Origin of the sequence: Luteolibacter arcticus (assembly GCF_025950235.1) — a bacterium.
Lineage (GTDB): Bacteria > Verrucomicrobiota > Verrucomicrobiia > Verrucomicrobiales > Akkermansiaceae > Haloferula > Haloferula arctica.
In genome coordinates, this window is the sequence record NZ_JAPDDT010000001.1 from 90,097 (window position 1) to 108,279 (window position 18,183).

The window sequence follows — 18,183 nt, forward strand, 5'->3', positions numbered from 1 at the left end:
CGCGGTCGCTTTGGCAAGCTTTTTCGTGCCTCGGGAGGCTGTGTTCCGGGCTTGCCGCCGGGGTGCGGGGGGGAGAATCTCCGCCCCCACACGGATGAAGCGATTCTATCCCTACTTCGCCTACCTCAAGGGCGTCAAAAGCACCTTCATTACCGGCGTCATCGCCGGCATCGTCTTCGCGATCGTCAGCGGCTTCGGCATGCCGCTGGTCGTGAAGACCGCCTTCCCGATCATCTTCGGCAAGACCGAGAGGATTGCCGAGGTGCAGCGGACCCTGAACGACTCGGTCGGGCCGGAAAAGGCGAACGAACTGCTGAATGGCGCGTTCGGGGAGGAAATGGCGAACCTGAAGAAGACGGAAAAGGTGAGAACCTTCTTCAGCGAGAGTCTGGGAGTGGAGAATGCGCCCCGTGCGGTGCTGATCGCCGCCTGTGCCATCATTCCGCTGGCGGCCCTGCTGCGCGGTCTCGCCGGTTTCCTGAACGTCTATTTCGTCACCGCCGCCGGTCTCCACGTGCTGCGTGATATCCAGCAGTCGGTTTTCGTGAAACTGCAGCGGCTGCCGCTCGGCTTCTTCAGCGGCCGCAAGACGGGCGACCTGATCAGCCGGGTGATCACCGACTCGAACATGCTGCAAGGGGTGGTGACGACGATCTCCAACGACCTGATCAAGCAGCCGTTCACATTGATCGGCGCGCTGGCCTTCCTGATCACCGACAGTGTCGAGAACAGCGACTCGTTCTTCCTCATCATCTGCCTGCTGAGCATCCCGATTGTGGTGGTGCCGATCCGCTTCCTGGGCAAACGCCTGATGCGCAAGGCCGCGCACATGCAGCGCGAGTCCGGTGACAATTCGGCGGTGCTGGCGGAAACCCTCGGCGCCACGCGCGAGATCCGTGCCTTCAACCTGGAAGAGATGATGGGCCAGCGCTTCCTCCAAGGCATCGGCCGGTGGACGAAGTTTCACCTCAAAGTGATCAAGTACCGCTACCTCACGCCGCCAATCATCGAGATGGTGGCGGCCGCGGTGGTGGCATTCGCGCTCGGCTACGGTGCCTCGAAGGGGCTCTCGCTAGAACGCTTCATGGGCGTGGTAACGGCGCTTTACCTGTGCTACGACCCGATGAAGAAGCTGGGGGAAATCCACAACCGCATGAAGCAGGGCGAGGCCTCGCTCGACCGGTTGGAAACCATTCTTCATGCCGAGGAAGGGGTGACCGATCCGCCGAATCCGGTGACCATCGACCGTGTCGCAGGCCGTGTTGTATTCGAGAACGTGAACTTTGCCTACGGCGATAATGCCGCTCTCAACGGCATCACGCTCGATGTGCCCGCCGGTCAGGTGATCGCGCTGGTAGGGAAGTCAGGCGCGGGCAAGACGACCTTCGCGAGCATGGTGCCGCGATTCTACGATCCGGTGGAGGGCAGGATCCTGCTCGATGGCGTGGACCTGCGCGAGCTGCGGCTAAAGGACCTGCGCGACCACATCACCATTGTGCCGCAGGAGGCGGTGCTTTTCTCGGGAACCATTCTTGAGAACATCAAATTGGGTCGGATGGGTGCGACCGAGGAGGAGGTCAAGGAAGCCGCACGACAGGCCCATGCCCACGACTTCATCATGGCGCAGCCACAGGGCTACGACACCCAAGTGGGTGAACGTGGTGCCCAGCTCTCCGGCGGGCAGAAGCAGCGGATTTCAATTGCGCGTGCGTTCCTCAAGAACGCGCCGGTGCTGATCCTCGACGAAGCGACCTCAGCGTTGGACTCCGAGGCGGAAGCGCGGATTCAGGAGGAACTCGCCGACCTGACCCGCGGCCGCACGACGTTCATCATTGCGCACCGTTTCAGCACGATCCGGATTGCGGACCGCATCCTTGTTTTCGATGGAGGTAAAATTGTTGGCGATGGCACGTTCCAGGAACTTCAGGAGAAGCACGACCTGTTCCGGAATCTGTTGGAGATGCAGCGGCACTGAGATGGTCGACTGGGAGCGCGGGATTTGTTCCGCTGCACCGGACCGGCGAACCTACCGTCCAAGCGGGATAAATCCCGCGGTCCCAGTGGGCTTACGGTTCGGTGACTTGGAAGCGGAAGAACTTCATTCCATCCGGATCGGCAGGCAGCGGGATCTCGGTGAGGGTGTCGCTGGACTGATAGGCGCTGTCGATTTCCGGAATGCTCCACGGCTGCCACGAGGAGAGATCGTCGCTGGTCTGGATGGCGTAGTAGCGGTGCGACTTTCTCAAGAACTGCAGTGAGCCACCGGCGATCGAGGCCTGCCATGCGTCGCTGCCGGCGACGGGTGAGCTGCCTAACAAGTACTCGTCGTAGTTGCTCGCGCCGTCGCCGTCGGGGTCGGCGGACTTGATGCCGTCGGGATTGTTGATTGCGAAGAAGCCGTCGCGCCACTGGTCATAGAGCGGCCGGTTCGGCAGGTCGCTGTTGATCCACTCGGTGATGAGCTGGATGTTCGCCGGGTCCACTTCGCTGGTGCCGAGCGGGGGCATGCGGCCGAAGCCATTGGTCGCCGCCATGCGGTTGAGCACGATGCTGTGGGTGGTGTCGCCCGGCACGATGTACTTGTTGAGCGGGTTGTCGCCGTCGTTTTCGGCAACGCCGTTGATCAAGCCGGTTTGCTCCAGCGTGAGATGCGCGCGGCCATCCCAGAGGCCACTGACGCTGCCGCCCGCCTGGTGGCAGTAGGAGCAGTTCACCGCGAAGTACGAACGGGCGCGTTGTTCGAGCGGATACTGTGTTTCATCCGGCCGGAGGTGGCGGGAGAGGGTGGCGACGGGATCCGGGGTGTTAGAGAGGAAGTTGTTTGCCGCGAGCACGTCGAGCTGGTTGCCGCTGTAGCCGTTGATGGTGTTGGTCAGGTTGAGCTGGCGGGTATTGAAGGAAAGCGCGTGGCCGCCCTGCGGTGTGTGGCAGGTGAGGCAGCTCGACCGGCTGGGGATCTGCCAGCGTTGCGTGTGTGGCGTGCCGTGGTCATCGATGGCGAGATCGAAGTCGGTGCCTGCATCCTCGACGAGATTGGCCTCGGTCTGGGCCTCGTTCCAACGGTAGCTGACGCCGTAAACCGTGGTGTCGGTTTTCACCAGCACGCGGGTTTCAATGCGCTTCTTCGTCGCCGGGTTGCCGCGGCTCATCTCCAGATCGAAGTGCTTCACCCACACGGTGCCGGCCGGGTAGGTCCAGTTGCCGTCCTTGCTCCAGGTCATCTTGTCCGAGGCGTTGGGGATGGTGAACCAGCGGCGCTTGATCGCGTGGTCGCTCCAGAAGGCGAGGTTAGGCTGATAGGGCAGCAGGCCGGGCGACGGCGAGAGATCGGTCAGGTCGGCGAACAGGCTGGTCTCACTGAGCGTGGTGGGGAAGCTGCCGGCGACCGTGCTGCCGGTGCCGAGGCGCATGATCTTGCCGGTGAGATAGGCGCAGAACAGCAGGTCCTTGTTGTAGGGATCCACGCCCTGCGATGATAGGACGCCGTAGGCACCGGGCAGGCCGGTGAGGCGCGTCGTCGCGCCGGTGGTCGTGTTCATCTGCCACACGTGGCCGGACACGGAGTCACTGAAGACGTAGCTGCCTGCGAGCGATGGATAGCGAGTGCCGCGATAGACATAGCCCCCGACGACCGAGTTCCCCTTGTAGGCGGCGTCACCGCCGGCGACGCCGGTGTGGACGTATTCGTAGACGGGATTGATCGAAGTGAAGCCGACAGGCGCGGTGCCGAGTGCGCCGTTGTGGTTATGGGCGCCCTCGCGGTAGGCCCAGCCGTAGTTGCCGCCCTTTACGATCTTGTTGATTTCCTCGTAGGTATTCTGTCCGACATCACCTTCCCAAAGGTCGCCAGTGACCGGGTCGAAGGACATGCGCCAGGCGTGGCGGATGCCGGTGGCCCAGAACTCGGTGCGCACCGAGCCCAGCGAGCCGGTGTAGTCGACTCCATTGTAGGTGCCATTCCACGTGCCGCTGGGACTGAGGCTGGTGTGGACGAACGGATTGTCGGGCGGTACGTGGAAGTCGGCCACGCCGTCGTCGTCGTCGGTGTAAATGGAGTTGTGAGGATTCGGCGGCAGGCTTCCCGGCTTCTTGTCCACGTCGATCCGGAAGATGCCGGAGTAGAAGTCGTCATCGATTTTCTGGCTTCTTTCCTGGCCGAACCTGGAGTTATCGCCGTCGCCCGTTCCGTAGTAAAGATAGCCGTCGTTGGGTCCGAAGTGGAGGTCGCCACCGTTGTGATTCAGGCCGAAGTCGTCGATGTGGAGGAGGATTTCTTCGCTGGCCGGATTTGCGATGGTGGGATTGGAGGTGTCACGGGTGAAGCGGGAAACGCGCTGGAAGTAGTCGCCGCTGAAGCTCACCGTGTAGGCGACGTAGAAGTAGCCGTTGGTGGCGTAGTTCGGATGGAAGGCGAGGCCGAGCAGGCCGTTCTCAGGTTGCCCGGCTAACAAGGGGCCGATGTTGAAGCCACCGCCCAGAGCAGAGAGGTCGAGGAAGACATTAGTGGCAGGTGTGAGCGATGTGACATCGGCCACGCGCTTGATGATGCCCCCTTGTTCGCAGACGTAGAGCTGGTTCGCATCGCCGGGGACTGAAGTCAGGGAGACGGGGCGGTTGAAAACGAGACCGGGCAGGGCTTCAACGAGTTGCCACGAGGTGACTGGTGGTGCCGCGGGCATCGCGAGCGCCGGGTTGGTGAGGCGCAGTGAGGAAGCGAAGTCGATCGTCACGGTGCCGGTGACCGTGGTGCCGCTGACATTCGAGATGCTGTAGGTGAAGACCACGGGTGCCGCGCTGCTGCCGGTGTGGGTGTAGAGGATCTTGCCGTGGGAAAGGGTGGCCACTCCCGCCGACGGCGGGTTGACGATCTGCAAGCTGCCGCTGACGGGCTCGCCGGTGTCATTGGCAAGCACGTCGATCAGCACCTTCTGATTCGCGTGGATGGTGGCTTGGTCATTGCCCGCGACCGGCGGTGCGAAGGTGGCATCAGGTCCGGCCGTGAAAGTCGAAGCGACCTCGGCGGTGGTGATGGCCCGGTCGTAGATCCGGAGTTCGTCGAGGGAGAGATTCGAGTTCATGTCCGCGGCCCACATCGAGCGGCCGATCCAGTTGTTCACGTCGTGAAGGTCGGGCAGCCGGTAGGGCAGGTCGATCGAGCCAATGAGAGTGCCGTTGCGGAACCACTTCACGAGGCAGCCCGTGGCCCCACTGGCACCTCCGCCGTCCTTCACGGTCATCACGTAGTGATACTGGGTGCCCGCAGTGGTGGCGGAGGAGAGGTCGGCGTTGTTGGTCACGGTGCGGTCGCCGGCGAGCTTCGCTTCGAGGCGATGGGAGCCGAGCGTGCCGACGTTGTTGAGCGAGAGGAAGAGGTTGTCGTTGGCGACGAAGGCGCCGGGCGCGGTGCCGGAGTCGATGATCTCACCGGTCTCCGCACCGGGGCCGCTGGTGATCGATGAATTGCCGAAGTCAAAGAGACGCTGCCAGTTCTTCGAAGACACCGGAGTGGCCCATGCCTCGAACGTGAGGTCGGGTCGCGACGAGAGGATGCCATTCGGCAGGTCGAGGTAGGCGGAGATGTTAGCGGCGGTCTGGTTGCCATTGGTGGTGGTGCCTGGCAGCAGGAGCTGGGTGCCGGTGAGGGTCGCGCCATTGCCTTGGACGGTGGCGACTTCACCGGTGGCGATGTCGAGGAAGATGGTGCCGGCCGGTGCATTGCCGGCGGTGGTGTCAAAGGTCCAGCGACGCGTGGGAACGGGTGCCGGGGCAGGGGGCTCGGGTGGTCCCACCGCGGGATCCGGGCCGGCCGTGAAGCTCGCCGTGATTTCCGACGGCGTGATGGCGCGGCGATAGATGCGCAATTCATCGAGCGCCATGTGCGCGTTCGAGTCGCCGGAGTACATCGAGCGGCCGATCCAGTTGTTCACGTCTTCCATCCCGCTGAGGTGGAATTGGAAGTCCATTGAGTTCTGGAGCACGCCATTGCGATACCAGCGCGCCTGGCAGCCATTGGACCCATAGGTGCCGATGCCATCTTCAACGACCAGCACGTAGTGATAGCTGGTGCCGGCTGTGGTCGCGGCGGTGGTGAACGTGTATTGCGCGGGATTGCCGTCGTATTGTCCTTCGAGCTGCTGGGAATTCATGTTCCCGGCGTTGTTGAAGGTGAGGCTGAGATTGTCGTAAGCTGCGGTGTTGCCCGGTGCGATGGCGGTGTCGAGGATCTCGCCGGTCGCCCCGCCGGTTCCATGACTGGCCGCACAACGACCGAAGTCGAAGAGCCGTTGCCAGCTCTTCGACGACAGCGGACTGGCCCATGCTTCGAAGCTTACGCTGGGAGTCTGCGTGACGAGCCCGTTCGGCAAGTCGAGGTAGGCGGAGATGGTTGAGGCCGGTTGGTTGCCGGTGGTGCTTCCAGGCAGGACCACGGAGCCGCCGGTGAGCGAGCCTCCGTTGCCACGCAGGGTTGCGACCACGCCGCCGATGCTATCGGCGAAGGTGGTGCCGGACTCGGCTTCGGAATCGGCCTGGGTGGTGAAGGCCCAGAGGTTGTCCGGCACCGGTGGCGGGTCGGGCTCAGCCTCGCCGAGATTGTCGGGGCCGGCCGCGATGTTCGCGGTGATCTCCGCGGGTGTCAGCACGTGGTTGTAGAGACGCACCTCGTTGTAAGCGACGTTGGCGTTGCTGTCCGCGGAGTACATCGAGCGGCCCAGCCAGTTGTTCCGGTCCTGGACCTCGGCGAGATGGAAATCGACGTCGAGGGTACTGACCAGCGTGCCATTGAGATACCAGGCCATCTGTCCGCCGGAAGAGCCGAAGGTCCCGAGACCATCGGTGAAGGTGCAGAGGAAGTGATACTGAGTGCCCGCCGCCAGACTTGCGCCGGTGTTGCTGCCGGTTTCGGTCAAGCCGTCCAGGCGCCCCATCATCCGCTGGGTGTTGGCAGTGCTGGTCCGGTGAATCGCCAAGGCAAAGTCGTCGCTCGAGGAGGCGTCGTTAGGTGCTTGGGTAGCGTTGGGTTGAATCTCTCCCGCGGGGACCTGCATGCCGCCGCGGACTCCCGATTGAAGCTGGCCCATCCGTCCGAAGTCGAACAGCCGCTGCCAGTTCTTAACCGAGACCGGCGTGGCCCAGATCTCCACGGAGAGGTTTGTCTTCGTTGAAATCAGGCCGTTGGGAAGGTCGACATACGCCGCGATGTTCGCAGGGGTCTGATTACCGGTGGTCGTTCCGGGTACGACCAGCGAGCTCCCATTGAAGGAGGCATTGAGGCCTACCACGGCGGCAGTGGAGGTGCCCACGCGGTCGGCGATGGTGGTGCCGGCGGGGGCATTGCCGACGGCGTTGTTGAAGGACCAGCGATTGACGAGATCGGCACGGCCCCCCGTCAAAAGTGACACGGCGGCCAAAGCGTGTACGAGCGGAACGAGCCCGTGGGTCCGGCGGGAATTCATGGCGTTTTTTGCAGGTACGTCGCTCTGGCAGGAGGAGTGGGTTTCGCGACTCCTTGATTGAAAGCGTAGTACGTCGTTTCGGGCTATGATCGGATTGCCGAGGGTGGGGGATTCATACCCAGGCGAATGCCTTTCGTTGGAATCCCCAGCTTTTACTTAGATTCGGATCAACCGGACGAATGGCTATCGCCCCTTTCCGGGATAGCTCGTCGTGTAAACTTGTCGTAAACCGAGACGGGGAAGCTTGATGCGGATCACCGCTCCGATGTATGCGATCGGGATGAGAAGCTCCGGTGGTTTGCTGAAGGTCCTCGCGTTATGCAGCACAGTTGCGCTTGGCGGCGGCTATGTGTGGTGGAGCCAGAAGAAGTCCGAGGATAGTCGGGCCAAGGAGGCGGAAGCGTATGAGAGAATGATTCTCCCGGGTCCGAAAAGTGCGGGGATATCAGGAGAGGGAAGCGGGCTGAAGTTGGACCTGCCCGAGGATCCCCGGACGAATGCCGACTCCATCCAACCGGTTCCCGCTTATGAACCAGGGCGCACCATTCTTCCGGGTTCGAAATCGGGTTTGGTTCTGCCACCGGACGACGAGAAAAAAGAGCCACCGCCGAAGCTGCGGACCGTCTTGCCCGGCTCGAAGAGCATCGACCCGATCTTGTCGCCTGACAAAGCGGAGGAGGAGCCATGAACGTGCCTTCGATGCTGCTCGCCACCGGCGGAAGCCTCCTGTTCCTGTGCCTTGTCTTTGTCCCGCTGGAGCGCGCCTTTCCTGCCAAACCGGGCCAGCGCTTCTTTCGGCCGGCGTGGTGGCTGGACCTGTGTTTTTTCCTCGGCCAGTATCTCCTGTGGAGCGCACTGGTGCTGTGGCTGCTGAGTCGCTTCGGAGATTGGATCGATGGCGTGGTGCCGGCGACGTTCCGTGCGGCCGTGGCGGGGCAGCCGTGGTGGCTGCAGGCGGTGGAGGTGATCCTGTTGAGCGATTTCTTCGTCTATTGGGGCCACCGGCTTCAGCATCGCGTGCCGTTCCTATGGCGCTTCCATTCGGTTCATCACAGTGCCGAGCATCTCGATTGGCTGGCGGCTCATCGTGAGCATCCGCTCGATACCGTTTACACGATGGGTCTGATCAATCTGCCTGCCTTCCTGCTCGGATTCCCCTTGGAGACGTTGGCGGGATTGATTGCCTTCCGTGGCATCTGGGCGATCTACATTCACTCGAACGTGCGCCTGCCGATCGGTCCGCTGCGCTGGTTCGTCGGCGCGCCGGAGCTTCATCACTGGCACCACGACCGGGCACGTGATGCGGGGAACTATGCGAACATCTCTCCGCTGATGGACCTCGCCTTCGGCACGTATTGCTGCCCTGACCACGAGCCCGACGCATTCGGCGTGCATGAGGAAATGCCACGCGGGTATCTCGGGCAGATGCTGCATCCTTTCCGGCGGAGAAAGCGTGGGTCTCGGAAGAAGGCGATGCAGACGCAACTTGGGAAGACGGCATAACCCTGCAGGTTCCGGTGTCGCTACGCGACACGTTGCGCTCCGCTGCCGGGTCCGTGGGCTGAAAGCCCACGGCTACCATCCTTGACCGCTACGCGGTCGCTGGAGCTCGTGCTGTTAGATGGTTGTAGGCGCTGTGCTGTTAGATGGTCACCGGAGCGGGTGGCTGTCTACTCGCCAAGCGCCGCTCACGCGTGCTGCAGGTAACGCTGCTGCGCTTGCGCTTCCGCGTTGTGCGGCACCTCTTCGTTCTCCGGCTTGGTGTCGGCGAGAAGTTCGTCGCGGAACTTCGCGATGATCGCTTCCACTGGCCACGACGACGCTTCGCCAAACGCGCAGATGGTGCGGCCGTCGATCTGATAGGCGACGCTTTCCAAGGTGGCGATGTCCTTCGGCGACGCTTCGCCGGCGACGATGCGGTCGGAGATCTTCTTCATCCACATCGAGCCTTCGCGGCAGGGCGTGCACTGTCCGCAGGATTCATGGGCGTAGAAGGTGTTCAGGTTGTTGAGCACCCACGACATCTTCCGCGTGTCGTCCATGACGATCACCCCGCCGGAGCCTGCCATCGAGCCGCAGGCAGCGAGCGAGTCGAAATCCATCGGGATGTCCCAGAACGAAATCTTGAGGTCGGCGCCTTCCGGGCCCTTGCCCTTGAGGGTGAAGCTCTCGTCGCAGCGCAGGATCTTGGCCGACGATCCGCCGGGGATCACGGCCTTGAATTCACGGCGGTCCTTGGGTCCGCCGCACATGTCGTAGAGCAACTCGCGCATGGTCACCTTGCCGACTTCGACCTCGAAGTAGCCGGGCTTCTTCACGTCGCCGGACACGCAAAGGATGCGGGTGCCGGTGTTGTTCTTCACGCCGAGCTTGGCGTATTCGTCGCCGCCCATGCGGACGATGTGCTTCACGTGGCACAGCGACTCGACGTTGTTGACGATGGTCGGGCACATGTAGAGCCCGAGTGCGGCAGGGAAGTAAGGTGGCTTGATCCGCGGGTAGGCGCGCTTGCCTTCGAGCGACTCGATCAGGCCGGTTTCCTCGCCGCAGATGTAGGCGGCGGCACCACGGTGAACGTAGATTTCCACGTCGAAGCCGGAGCCGAGGACGTTCGTGCCGACGAAGTTCTTCGCTTTTGCCTCGGCGATCGCGTTCTCAAGGATCAGCGCGGCTTCGGGAAACTCCTCGCGGATGTAGATGTAGGCAACCTTCGCACCGACGGCAAAGCAGGAGATCACCATGCCCTCGACGAGCTGATGGGGATCCTGGTGGACGATGTAGCGGTCCTTGAAGGTGCCTGGCTCGGACTCGTCGCAGTTGCAGATCAGGTAGACCGGCTTGGTGTTGTTCGGCGGGATGAAGGTCCACTTGAGGCCGGTCGGGAAACCGGCACCTCCACGGCCGCGCAGGCCGGACTTCTTCACTTCTTCGGTGATCGCCTTGGGCTCCATGCCCATGGCCTTCTTCAGATCCTCGTAGCCGCCATCACGCAGGTAGCAGTCGATGGACGGATCCCAGCTTTCGCGGTCGACGTTCTTGAAGATGAGTCGGTACTCGCGCGAGTCGGGCTGCTTGCCGGCTTTGTAGGTGATCATGGGGCGGCGGTCAGAGAAGGAGTCTTGAGAAAGGCGAAATTGGCGGCGGAGTCGAACAAGGCCGCGAGCGGGACGTTCAGACCGGGAAAGCTTTGGGGGCGCATGTCGCCGTGTGCACGCTTTTCGGCGAGCTGATAGACGCCATCGGGGCCGATCACGTATTGCTCCACCGTGCGCTCGTCGGCATCGACGATCCAATATTCGGCGACGCCATGGGCGGCGTAGTCGTCGAACTTCACGCCGCGGTCGCGCTTGCGGGTGGCGGGAGAGAGGATTTCGGCGATGAAATCAGGGACCGGATAGATCGTGGTGTCGGGGCGGATGAGCTTGGCTTTTTCTGGAGAGAACCAAGCCACGTCCGGCTCGTAGTCGTTGCGGGTGAAGGCACAGAGGGCTTTTTCGAAAACCACATGCCCCCCGATCTTGCCCGCCTGAATGGCGACCCGGATGCTTTGTTGGATCAGCGCCACTGTGGTATTGTACGCGTCTCTAGCAGGGGAGTGCATAACCGTTTCACCGTTGATGAACTCGCCCTTCTCGTGTGGCTGGATCTTGTCGCGAAACGCCTCGCGAGCTTTTCCTTCCTCGGCCAGAAACGCAGCGATCTCCTTCACCTCCAAGGCGAGGGTCGGGCGTTCCAAAAGATCCGGAGTCAGGCTCATGACCGGAGAATAGCCTCAGGCCTCGTATTTGGCCAGCAGCTCGGACGCCTTGTCGGCGGTGACGGCTTCGTGGAAATCGTCATTCGCGAGGCAAACGGGTGCGGTGCCGCAGGAGGCGAGGCACTCGGCGAATTCGACCGACCACTTGCCGCAGGGCGACACGGTCACCGGGTGATGGTGCGAGTCGGAATGCGAGCGATCAATGCCTGTCAGTTCGCAAAGCTTCTCCATCAGCTCGTGCGAGCCACCCATCGCGCAGGACAATGTGCGGCAGACCCGGAAGTGGACCTTTCCCGGGGCCGATTGGCGGAAGCCGGGGTAGAAGGTCACGACTTCCAGCACCTTCACGGGCTGGATCTCAAGGCGTGCGGCGGTCCATTCGATCGCCTCTGCAGAGATGAATCCGTGGTGATGCTGGATGAAATGCAAGATCGGCAAGACGGCCGAGCGCTTCTGATCCTCGGGAAACTGGGAGAGGCGCTTGTCGGCCTCGGCTTCAAGCGCCGCAGTCGGCACGAAGGGCGGGTAGAACTTCGAGCCGGGCGTCTCCGGCGAGGCGACGTTGTCTTCGAGGATCGAGGCGGACATGTTGGAAAATACGTTCAGCGGTCACACTCGCCCATCACGAAATCGAGCGACCCGAGCACGGCCGGGACGTCGGAAATCATGTGCCCGGGCAGCAGGATGGACAGCGGGGAAAGATTGCAGAAGGAGGGGCTGCGGATTTTCAGCCGGTGCGGCACGCCGCCGCCGGTGGAGTGGATGTAGAAGCCGAGCTCGCCCTTCGGATTCTCCGCGCCGAAATAGACTTCGCCCGGAGGGGCATCGATGCCCTGCGTGGCGACGATGAAGTGGTGGATCAGCTCTTCCATCGACATCAGCACCTTCTCCTTGTTCGGGAGCATGCTCTTGGTATCGGCGAGGTTCACCGGGCCCTCTGGCATGGTGTCGAGCACCTGGCGGCAGATCTTGATCGACTGGCGGATTTCTTCCATCCGCACCTGGTAGCGGGCGAAGCAGTCACCCTCATCCGCCACGATCACGTCGAACTCATATTTCTCGTAGCCGAGGTAGGGGCGATCCTTCCGCAAGTCGCGCGGCACGCCGGAGGCACGCAGGTTCGGGCCGGTGAGGCCCCAGGCGATCGCGGCTTCCTTCGAGATGATCCCGATGTCGCACATGCGGTCGCGGAAGATCTTGTTCTTGTCGAGCAGCTTGGCGACCTCGTCGATGGTCGTCTCGCACTCGCCGAGGAAGACGCGCACTGCCTGATCGAAGCCCGGTGGCATGTCGCGGAGCTGGCCGCCGACCCGCGTGTAGGAGGTCGTGAAGCGGGCACCGGTGAGCTGCTCGCAGAGATTGTAGATCTTTTCCCGCTCCGTGAAGGTGTAGAGGAAAACGGTCATCGCACCCACGTCCATGGCGCAGACGCCGACGCCGAGCAGGTGGGAGGAAATGCGGGCCAGCTCGCAGCAGAGGACGCGCAGGGCTTGGCCGCGGGGGGGGAGTTCCCAGCCCATCAGCTTTTCCACGGCGCAGGCGTACGCGACGTTGTTCGCCAGCGGTGCGAGGTAGTCCAGCCGGTCCGTGTAGGGCACGAACTGGTTGTAGTGCATGTTTTCCGCGATCTTCTCGTCGCCGCGGTGGAGGAAGCCAATGTCCGGGTCCGCTTTGGTGATGATTTCGCCATCCAGTTCCAGGATCAGGCGCAGCACGCCGTGCGTGGCGGGGTGGGATGGGCCCATGTTCAGGACCATCTTTTCGCCCATCAAGTCCGTCGTTTCCTCGTGGTACTCGGCGGCCTTCGCGGCCACGTCGGGGGCTTGGTATTCGGTCGTGGTGCTACTCATTGGGGAATCCCGGCCGCGGAATCAGGCCCCAACTCCGCCCCTCGGGCAAGGCAGTTTGTGAAAATTTTCACAAAGTCCCCGGCATCCGGCAGATGCCGCCGCGAGCGCTTGCCACGGCGTGCTCATCCCGCGAGCTTCGGGACCATGAAACGCCGCACCTTCTTGCGTTCCGCCGCTGCCTCGTCGCTCGCCCTCACCCCCGCCAGCCAAGTGCTCGCCGCCCTCGCTCCGGACAACAAGTATCGCAAGAACATCGGCATTCAGCTTTACACCCTGCGCGATGCGCTCGGCAAAGACCCGGGCGGCACCCTGAAGGCCGTCGCCGAGGCCGGCTACAAGCAGGTCGAAGCGTATGGTTTCCCGAATTGCCAGCCGTTGATCGATGGTGCGAAAGCCGCGGGCCTCGCCCTGAATTCCTCTCACTTCGAGTGGGCCAGCGTGGTCAGCCCGAAGGATGCGGCGATGAGCGATTTCCAGAAGATCGTCGAGAAGGCCAAGGAGGTCGGACTCAGCCATCTGGTCATCCCGTATTTGGCGGACGGCGAGCGCAAAACGCTCGATGACTACAAGAAGATCGCGGCCAACGCGAACAAGGCGGCCGAGCTTTCCAAGGCTGCGGGAATTCAGCTCTCGTATCACAACCACTCCTTCGAATTCGAACCGAAGAAGGACGGAAAATGCGGCTACGACATTTTCATCGAGGAGTTCTCCAAGGACATGAAGTTCGAGATCGACGTCTTCTGGGTCCAGATGGCGAACCTGGAGCCAGCCCGTTTCATCGAGAAGCTTTCGGGCCGCGTCACCCAACTCCACCTCAAGGATCTCAAGGCCGGCATCACCACCCCGAACTTCGGCAGCGTGCCGCCGGAGGCCTTCAAGGAGCTCGGCAACGGCATCATCCCGATGGAGCCGATCATTGCCGCCGCGGAAAAGGCCGGCGTCGTCCACTGCCATGTGGAGCAGGACCACTCGCCCGACCCGATGGCCAGCATCAAGCAGAGCATTTCCTACCTCGGGAAGCTCTGATAGGGCTTCGTACATGCGACGGCTTGTCGTCATCCTTGTCGCCATTTCGGTAAGCGGCTGCCTCACGCGTCGTGCAGCAGACGTGCTCACCGTGCCGCGACGTGTGGTGGAGGCGGGTCATTGGGAGAAGGAGACGGCGACGAAGCCGGCGCGCTTTGAAGTGGAGGCGGTGGATGGCGTCCAGCTCTCCGCGCTCGAACTTCCGGCTGGCCCCGCCGTGTCGAAGCTCGGCACCGCGTACCTTTTCCACGGCTTCGGCAATACCAAGGAGCAGATGCTTCCGATCGCCAAGCGCCTGTCCGCCGCGGGATTGCGCTGCATCGCGTGGGACTCGCGCGGTCATGGCAAGAGCGGCGGTGAGCGCGCCAGCTACGGGATGCGCGAGGTGGATGATGCGCTGCGGGTGATCAAGGCGGCCCGCAAGCGCGACGCTCGCCCGCGGGGCAAGGAGGTCTTTTGGGGCTACTCGATGGGGGCGGCCGTCGCCTTGCAGACCTTGCCCGAGGATTCCCGCGCCGAAGCGGCGGTGCTGCTCGCGCCGTTCGCGGATCTGAGCCAGATCATGCGTCACCACGCCGGGCAGATTTACAGCGGTGCGATGGTCCCGTTTCTCCCTTGGGTCCGCTCGAATGTCCGGAGCACCGCGGGCTTCGATCCCCGCAAGATCAAGCCCATCGATAGCGTCCGGCGCACTGATGCCCGGCTGCTTTTCATCCATGGCGCGCGTGATGGGGTGATCCCTCCCGATCAATCGGCCCGGCTGCTTTCCGAATGCGAGGAAGGGCAGGGGAAGCGGCTGCTGCTCCCCAATCTCGGCCATGGCGACGTGATGTGGGATCTCCCGGAGTCGGCCTACACGGCGGCCATCGATTTCCTCGTGGTCGACCCTTGAGCGTCAGCTCGCCTTCAAGGCGTGCGCATTCTTTTTGTTGGACCGGCTCGCCCGATAATCGAGGAGGATTGAGCCGCAGATTTCGTAGATTTGCACAGATCAAGCAGCGGAAAGTGGAAACTGATGAACGTCGCGAACGATGTGATGTTCACATTCAGGCCGATCTCAAAATCTGCGTTTATCTGCGCAATCTGCGGTTTCCGTCTTCCGAAACCAGATCACGGTTGCCCGGCGCGAGCCTTGCGGTGACGAAATCAGCCCGCTAGAACCGCCGCCGTCATGTCGATCGACCCGCTCCTGCAACTTCTCCGCCGTCAAGCCCGCTACAGCCACAAGGAGCTCGCTGAAGTCCTGTCGCTCAGCGAGTCAGAGGTCGCGGAGCGTCTCGCTGCGTGGGAAAAGAACGGCACGATCCTCGGTTACCAAGCGGTCATCAATCCGGAGGCCGCGGGCGATGACGACGTGTCCGCATTCATCGAGGTGAAGGTCACCCCGGAGCGCGGCGGTGGCTTTGATCGCCTGGCGATGCGGATCGCTCGCTTCGACCAGGTGGTGAGCTGCTACCTCGCCAGCGGTGGCTACGACCTGATGGTGGTGGTGGAGGGAACTGACCTGCGCGAGGTCGCGCGCTTCGTCTCCGAGAAGCTGAGCACGATGGATGGCGTGATTTCCACGGCCACCCATTTCCGCCTCAAGACCTACAAGGAGAACGGCTTCATCTTCGAGGAAACCCAAGGTCCGGAGCGGCTGGCGGTGTCGCCTTGAGAGACGCAAGACTGGAAGACCCAAGACGCAAGAGAAAGGCCGTGATGGCCTTTGCCTTCAATTCTTGCATCTTCAGAAAAGGAAAACCCGCCCGGGACGAATCCCGGACGGGGTGCCATGACCTTTGCGGCCATCAACCCAAGGAAGCGGAGCTTTGAATTCTCAAGGCTGGGCGGGAACGTAGAACTCCGATCCCTTTGCAAGGACTGTACTAGGATTCAGGTTGTGGCCGTTCAGGGCATTCAGTTTCGCGGGACTCGTGCCGTGTGCTGCGGCAAAAGCCCCGAAATCGATGGGATCGTTGACGACGATCAGGCGAAGCTTGGGGACGTTGCTCACCGGCTGGCTGGCCGATTCCGGCGCAGTCTGCTCAGTGGAGGCGGTGGCCGCCATCTTTGGAGCCGGGGCAGGGGCGGGTGAGGCCTCGCTGGTTGGCTTGCGGGATGATGCGGTGGAAGTTGGCTCGGGCTTGGCACCCAGGTGGAGCGTCTGGCCGGCGCGCATCTTGTCCGACTTGATCTGCGGATTGGCCGCTTGCAGGGCCTCCGAGCTCAAGCCGTAGTGGCGGGCGATGCTGTAGAAGGTCTCTCCCGATTTCACGATGTGCGTTCCGCCATGCGGGGCGGGTGCCGGAGCGGAAGGGGCAGGGGAAGCGGTCTTGGCCTTGGCGATGGCGGCGGGAGCCTTGTCGGGCAGGCGCAGCTTCTGGCCGGGGCGAATCAGCGAAGGATTCTTCAGCTTGTTGAGCTTGATCAGCGTCGCGGAGGAGGTGCCATTGCGCTTGGCGACCGCGGCCAGTGTGTCGCCGGTGCGGACGGTGGCATAGGAAGGACCGGCGGCCTTTGGCGCAGGAGCGACGTCAGAAGTTTTGGCGGCCGGCGTTTTGGCTGCGGGGGCAGGTGCCTCGGAGGCTGGTGCCGGTGCCGGCTTGGCGGTCTCGATCACGGTCTTGGTCGAGAGGGAGGCCTGAGACTTGAGCTGGCTGTTCTCGGTTTCCAGTACCCGGATCTGCCGTTCCATCTCCGCGCAGCGACTCTGGAGAAGCTCCAGCTCGGATTTAGCGTTCGCCATCGGGGCGGTGCAAAGCAGGGCGGCGAGGAACGGAAGTGCTCTCATGACGGGCTTAGGAATTTCAAAAATTCCGACGCCGAACAAGGAAAATTTAATAAACCTTAATTATTAGGCTATAAGTGATTCTCCCTGAGGGCACGGGAAAATCAGGATCCGCTGGCCTTCGCTGCCTTGCCCTGGAGAGGGGCTTCGGCGGCGACCGGGCGCTCGACGATTTCCACTGGCGCGCCGTCCGGTGCGTAGGGCAGCCGGGTGGTCGCGAGCCACTGTCCGGACTCTAGGCCGTCCTTGATAACCAACACGTCAGCGGTGGACCAGACGGGTTCGATGGTGGTGCGCCGGATGGCCGGATTCTGGCGGTCGACGAGGTAAATCCGGTTCACGCCGCGCATGGTGTAGCGGGGGATGACGAAGACGTCCTTGAGAATGGTGCCGCGGATCGATGCCCGCACCGGCTGGCCGATGCGCAGGGGGGGCTTGCCGGAAACGATGCCAAACGGGTCGTCGATGCGGGCGATCGCGAACAGCTCGCGCGACGACTCATCGAGCGCGCCCTCGGTCCGGACGATGCGTGCATCCCATTGCATGTCATGGTGTTGGCCGATGGCGTCGGAGAGGGTTACCGGCACTTCCGGATCTCCGGGATGGGAAGGGAGGTTGATGAAATTGAGTTGCCGGGGTGCGAGCGGCAGGCGGATTTCCGCGAAGTCAGTGGCAAAGATTTCACCGAGCGGCGTGGAGGCACCGACCGCTTGGCCGAGACCCACGACGCGCGTCTGCACCCGGCCATCGAACGGCGCACGGATCTTGGTGCGCTCCAAATCGCGGCGAGCTTGTTCCAACTCCGCCTTGGCGGCATCGACGGAGGCCTTGGCCTCCTTGAGCTGCGGGATGCGCAGGACGAGCTCGGACGGTTCCTCGTCATAGCCGAGGTCCTGCCAGTTCAGGCGGGCCTGCTTGGCGCGGGCTTCCTCCTGCACCAGCACCGCCTCGGCGCGGGCGACCCGGGAGTCGGCGGCGGACACGGCTACTTGGAAATCCGCGGGATCGAGCTCAGCCAGGATTTCGTCCTTTTTGAAAAACGCCCCGTCCTCAAAACGATCGGGGAGTTTCGCGATGGTCCCGGCGACCTGCGCCGTGAGCGTGGTCGTGTAGTGGGCGCGGACGCTGCCTTGGCTGTCGATGGTGATCTGGTAATCGCTGCGCTGGAGTTCCAGGATCTCCGTCTTGAGCACCTGCGGCGGCGCGGGCTGCGGCTTCGGTGCTTCCACGCGGACGCCCAAGCGCCACGCAGCGAGTCCGCCGAAGGCGAGGATGATCAGAGGGATGAGGAGGCGCAGAAGCATCAGGGAAAATCGGGGCAGGAAG

Annotated in this window: 13 protein-coding genes; 6 read left to right on the top strand and 7 right to left on the bottom strand. The window is 62.7% G+C overall.

Annotated elements, in window-relative coordinates:
- Window positions 1–94: 94 nt before the first annotated feature.
- On the top strand, window positions 95–1,975 hold the full coding sequence (locus OKA05_RS00365) for an ABC transporter ATP-binding protein (RefSeq protein ID WP_264485094.1): 1,881 nt from the start codon (window positions 95–97) through the stop codon (window positions 1,973–1,975).
- A gap of 91 nt (window positions 1,976–2,066) precedes the next feature.
- On the opposite strand, the gene OKA05_RS00370 is transcribed toward OKA05_RS00365, so the two are convergent.
- The gene (locus OKA05_RS00370) at window positions 2,067–7,400 is read right to left on the bottom strand and encodes a LamG-like jellyroll fold domain-containing protein (RefSeq protein ID WP_264485095.1); all 5,334 of its coding nucleotides are present in this window, start codon (window positions 7,398–7,400) and stop codon (window positions 2,067–2,069) included.
- 319 nt (window positions 7,401–7,719) lie between these two features.
- On the opposite strand from OKA05_RS00370, the gene OKA05_RS00375 reads away from it, so the two are divergent.
- Window positions 7,720–8,142, top strand: coding sequence for a hypothetical protein (locus OKA05_RS00375; protein ID WP_264485096.1), 423 nt, complete (start codon window positions 7,720–7,722; stop codon window positions 8,140–8,142).
- On the top strand, window positions 8,139–8,957 hold the full coding sequence (locus OKA05_RS00380) for a sterol desaturase family protein (protein ID WP_264485097.1): 819 nt from the start codon (window positions 8,139–8,141) through the stop codon (window positions 8,955–8,957). Before OKA05_RS00375 ends, OKA05_RS00380 begins: the two co-directional genes overlap by 4 nt.
- A gap of 185 nt (window positions 8,958–9,142) precedes the next feature.
- Here OKA05_RS00380 and nuoF read toward each other — a convergent pair whose 3' ends face one another.
- Genes nuoF through nuoD form a run of 4 tightly spaced genes read right to left on the bottom strand, consistent with a single transcriptional unit; the run spans window position 9,143 to window position 13,061 of the window.
- On the bottom strand, window positions 9,143–10,549 hold the full coding sequence (gene nuoF / locus OKA05_RS00385) for an NADH-quinone oxidoreductase subunit NuoF (protein WP_264485098.1): 1,407 nt from the start codon (window positions 10,547–10,549) through the stop codon (window positions 9,143–9,145).
- Window positions 10,546–11,211 carry a Uma2 family endonuclease gene (locus OKA05_RS00390; RefSeq protein ID WP_264485099.1) on the bottom strand — a complete coding sequence of 222 codons (666 nt, stop codon included), beginning with the start codon at window positions 11,209–11,211 and terminating at the stop codon, window positions 10,546–10,548. The genes nuoF and OKA05_RS00390 overlap by 4 nt, the downstream gene beginning before the upstream one ends.
- Window positions 11,212–11,226: 15 nt before the next feature.
- Entirely contained in the window at window positions 11,227–11,799 is a 573-nt protein-coding gene (locus tag OKA05_RS00395; protein ID WP_264485100.1) for an NADH-quinone oxidoreductase subunit NuoE family protein, read from the bottom strand.
- Window positions 11,800–11,813: 14 nt separating this feature from the next.
- On the bottom strand, window positions 11,814–13,061 hold the full coding sequence (nuoD, locus tag OKA05_RS00400; RefSeq protein WP_264485101.1) for an NADH dehydrogenase (quinone) subunit D: 1,248 nt from the start codon (window positions 13,059–13,061) through the stop codon (window positions 11,814–11,816).
- 144 nt (window positions 13,062–13,205) lie between these two features.
- Here nuoD and OKA05_RS00405 point away from each other — a divergent pair, with 144 nt between their 5' ends.
- From OKA05_RS00405 to OKA05_RS00415, 3 genes are all read left to right on the top strand, one after another.
- Window positions 13,206–14,087: a sugar phosphate isomerase/epimerase family protein gene (locus OKA05_RS00405; RefSeq protein WP_264485102.1), complete on the top strand. Its 882-nt coding sequence runs from the start codon at window positions 13,206–13,208 to the stop codon at window positions 14,085–14,087.
- Window positions 14,088–14,100: 13 nt separating this feature from the next.
- A complete protein-coding gene (locus tag OKA05_RS00410) occupies window positions 14,101–14,979 on the top strand; it encodes an alpha/beta hydrolase (RefSeq protein WP_264485103.1) in 879 nt (292 codons plus the stop codon).
- Window positions 14,980–15,258: 279 nt separating this feature from the next.
- On the top strand, window positions 15,259–15,744 hold the full coding sequence (locus OKA05_RS00415; protein ID WP_264485104.1) for an Lrp/AsnC family transcriptional regulator: 486 nt from the start codon (window positions 15,259–15,261) through the stop codon (window positions 15,742–15,744).
- Between the two features lie 162 nt (window positions 15,745–15,906).
- On the opposite strand, the gene OKA05_RS00420 is transcribed toward OKA05_RS00415, so the two are convergent.
- On the bottom strand, window positions 15,907–16,860 hold the full coding sequence (locus OKA05_RS00420; RefSeq protein ID WP_264485105.1) for a LysM peptidoglycan-binding domain-containing protein: 954 nt from the start codon (window positions 16,858–16,860) through the stop codon (window positions 15,907–15,909).
- Window positions 16,861–16,961: 101 nt separating this feature from the next.
- Window positions 16,962–18,161 (bottom strand): efflux RND transporter periplasmic adaptor subunit, encoded by a 1,200-nt coding sequence (locus OKA05_RS00425; protein WP_264485106.1) that lies wholly within the window; start codon window positions 18,159–18,161, stop codon window positions 16,962–16,964.
- Window positions 18,162–18,183 lie beyond the last annotated feature (22 nt).

What these genes read in the sequence shown, in the direction of transcription:
- OKA05_RS00425 (WP_264485106.1), bottom strand. Translation starts at nt 18,161, where the DNA reads ATGCTTCTGCGCCTCCTCATCCCTCTGATCATCCTCGCCTTCGGCGGA.
- OKA05_RS00415 (WP_264485104.1), top strand. Translation starts at nt 15,259, where the DNA reads ATGTCGATCGACCCGCTCCTGCAACTTCTCCGCCGTCAAGCCCGCTAC.
- OKA05_RS00395 (WP_264485100.1), bottom strand. Translation starts at nt 11,799, where the DNA reads ATGTCCGCCTCGATCCTCGAAGACAACGTCGCCTCGCCGGAGACGCCC.
- OKA05_RS00405 (WP_264485102.1), top strand. Translation starts at nt 13,206, where the DNA reads ATGAAACGCCGCACCTTCTTGCGTTCCGCCGCTGCCTCGTCGCTCGCC.
- OKA05_RS00380 (WP_264485097.1), top strand. Translation starts at nt 8,139, where the DNA reads ATGAACGTGCCTTCGATGCTGCTCGCCACCGGCGGAAGCCTCCTGTTC.
- OKA05_RS00375 (WP_264485096.1), top strand. Translation starts at nt 7,720, where the DNA reads ATGTATGCGATCGGGATGAGAAGCTCCGGTGGTTTGCTGAAGGTCCTC.
- OKA05_RS00365 (WP_264485094.1), top strand. Translation starts at nt 95, where the DNA reads ATGAAGCGATTCTATCCCTACTTCGCCTACCTCAAGGGCGTCAAAAGC.
- nuoF (WP_264485098.1), bottom strand. Translation starts at nt 10,549, where the DNA reads ATGATCACCTACAAAGCCGGCAAGCAGCCCGACTCGCGCGAGTACCGA.
- OKA05_RS00420 (WP_264485105.1), bottom strand. Translation starts at nt 16,860, where the DNA reads ATGAGAGCACTTCCGTTCCTCGCCGCCCTGCTTTGCACCGCCCCGATG.
- nuoD (WP_264485101.1), bottom strand. Translation starts at nt 13,061, where the DNA reads ATGAGTAGCACCACGACCGAATACCAAGCCCCCGACGTGGCCGCGAAG.
- OKA05_RS00410 (WP_264485103.1), top strand. Translation starts at nt 14,101, where the DNA reads ATGCGACGGCTTGTCGTCATCCTTGTCGCCATTTCGGTAAGCGGCTGC.
- OKA05_RS00390 (WP_264485099.1), bottom strand. Translation starts at nt 11,211, where the DNA reads ATGAGCCTGACTCCGGATCTTTTGGAACGCCCGACCCTCGCCTTGGAG.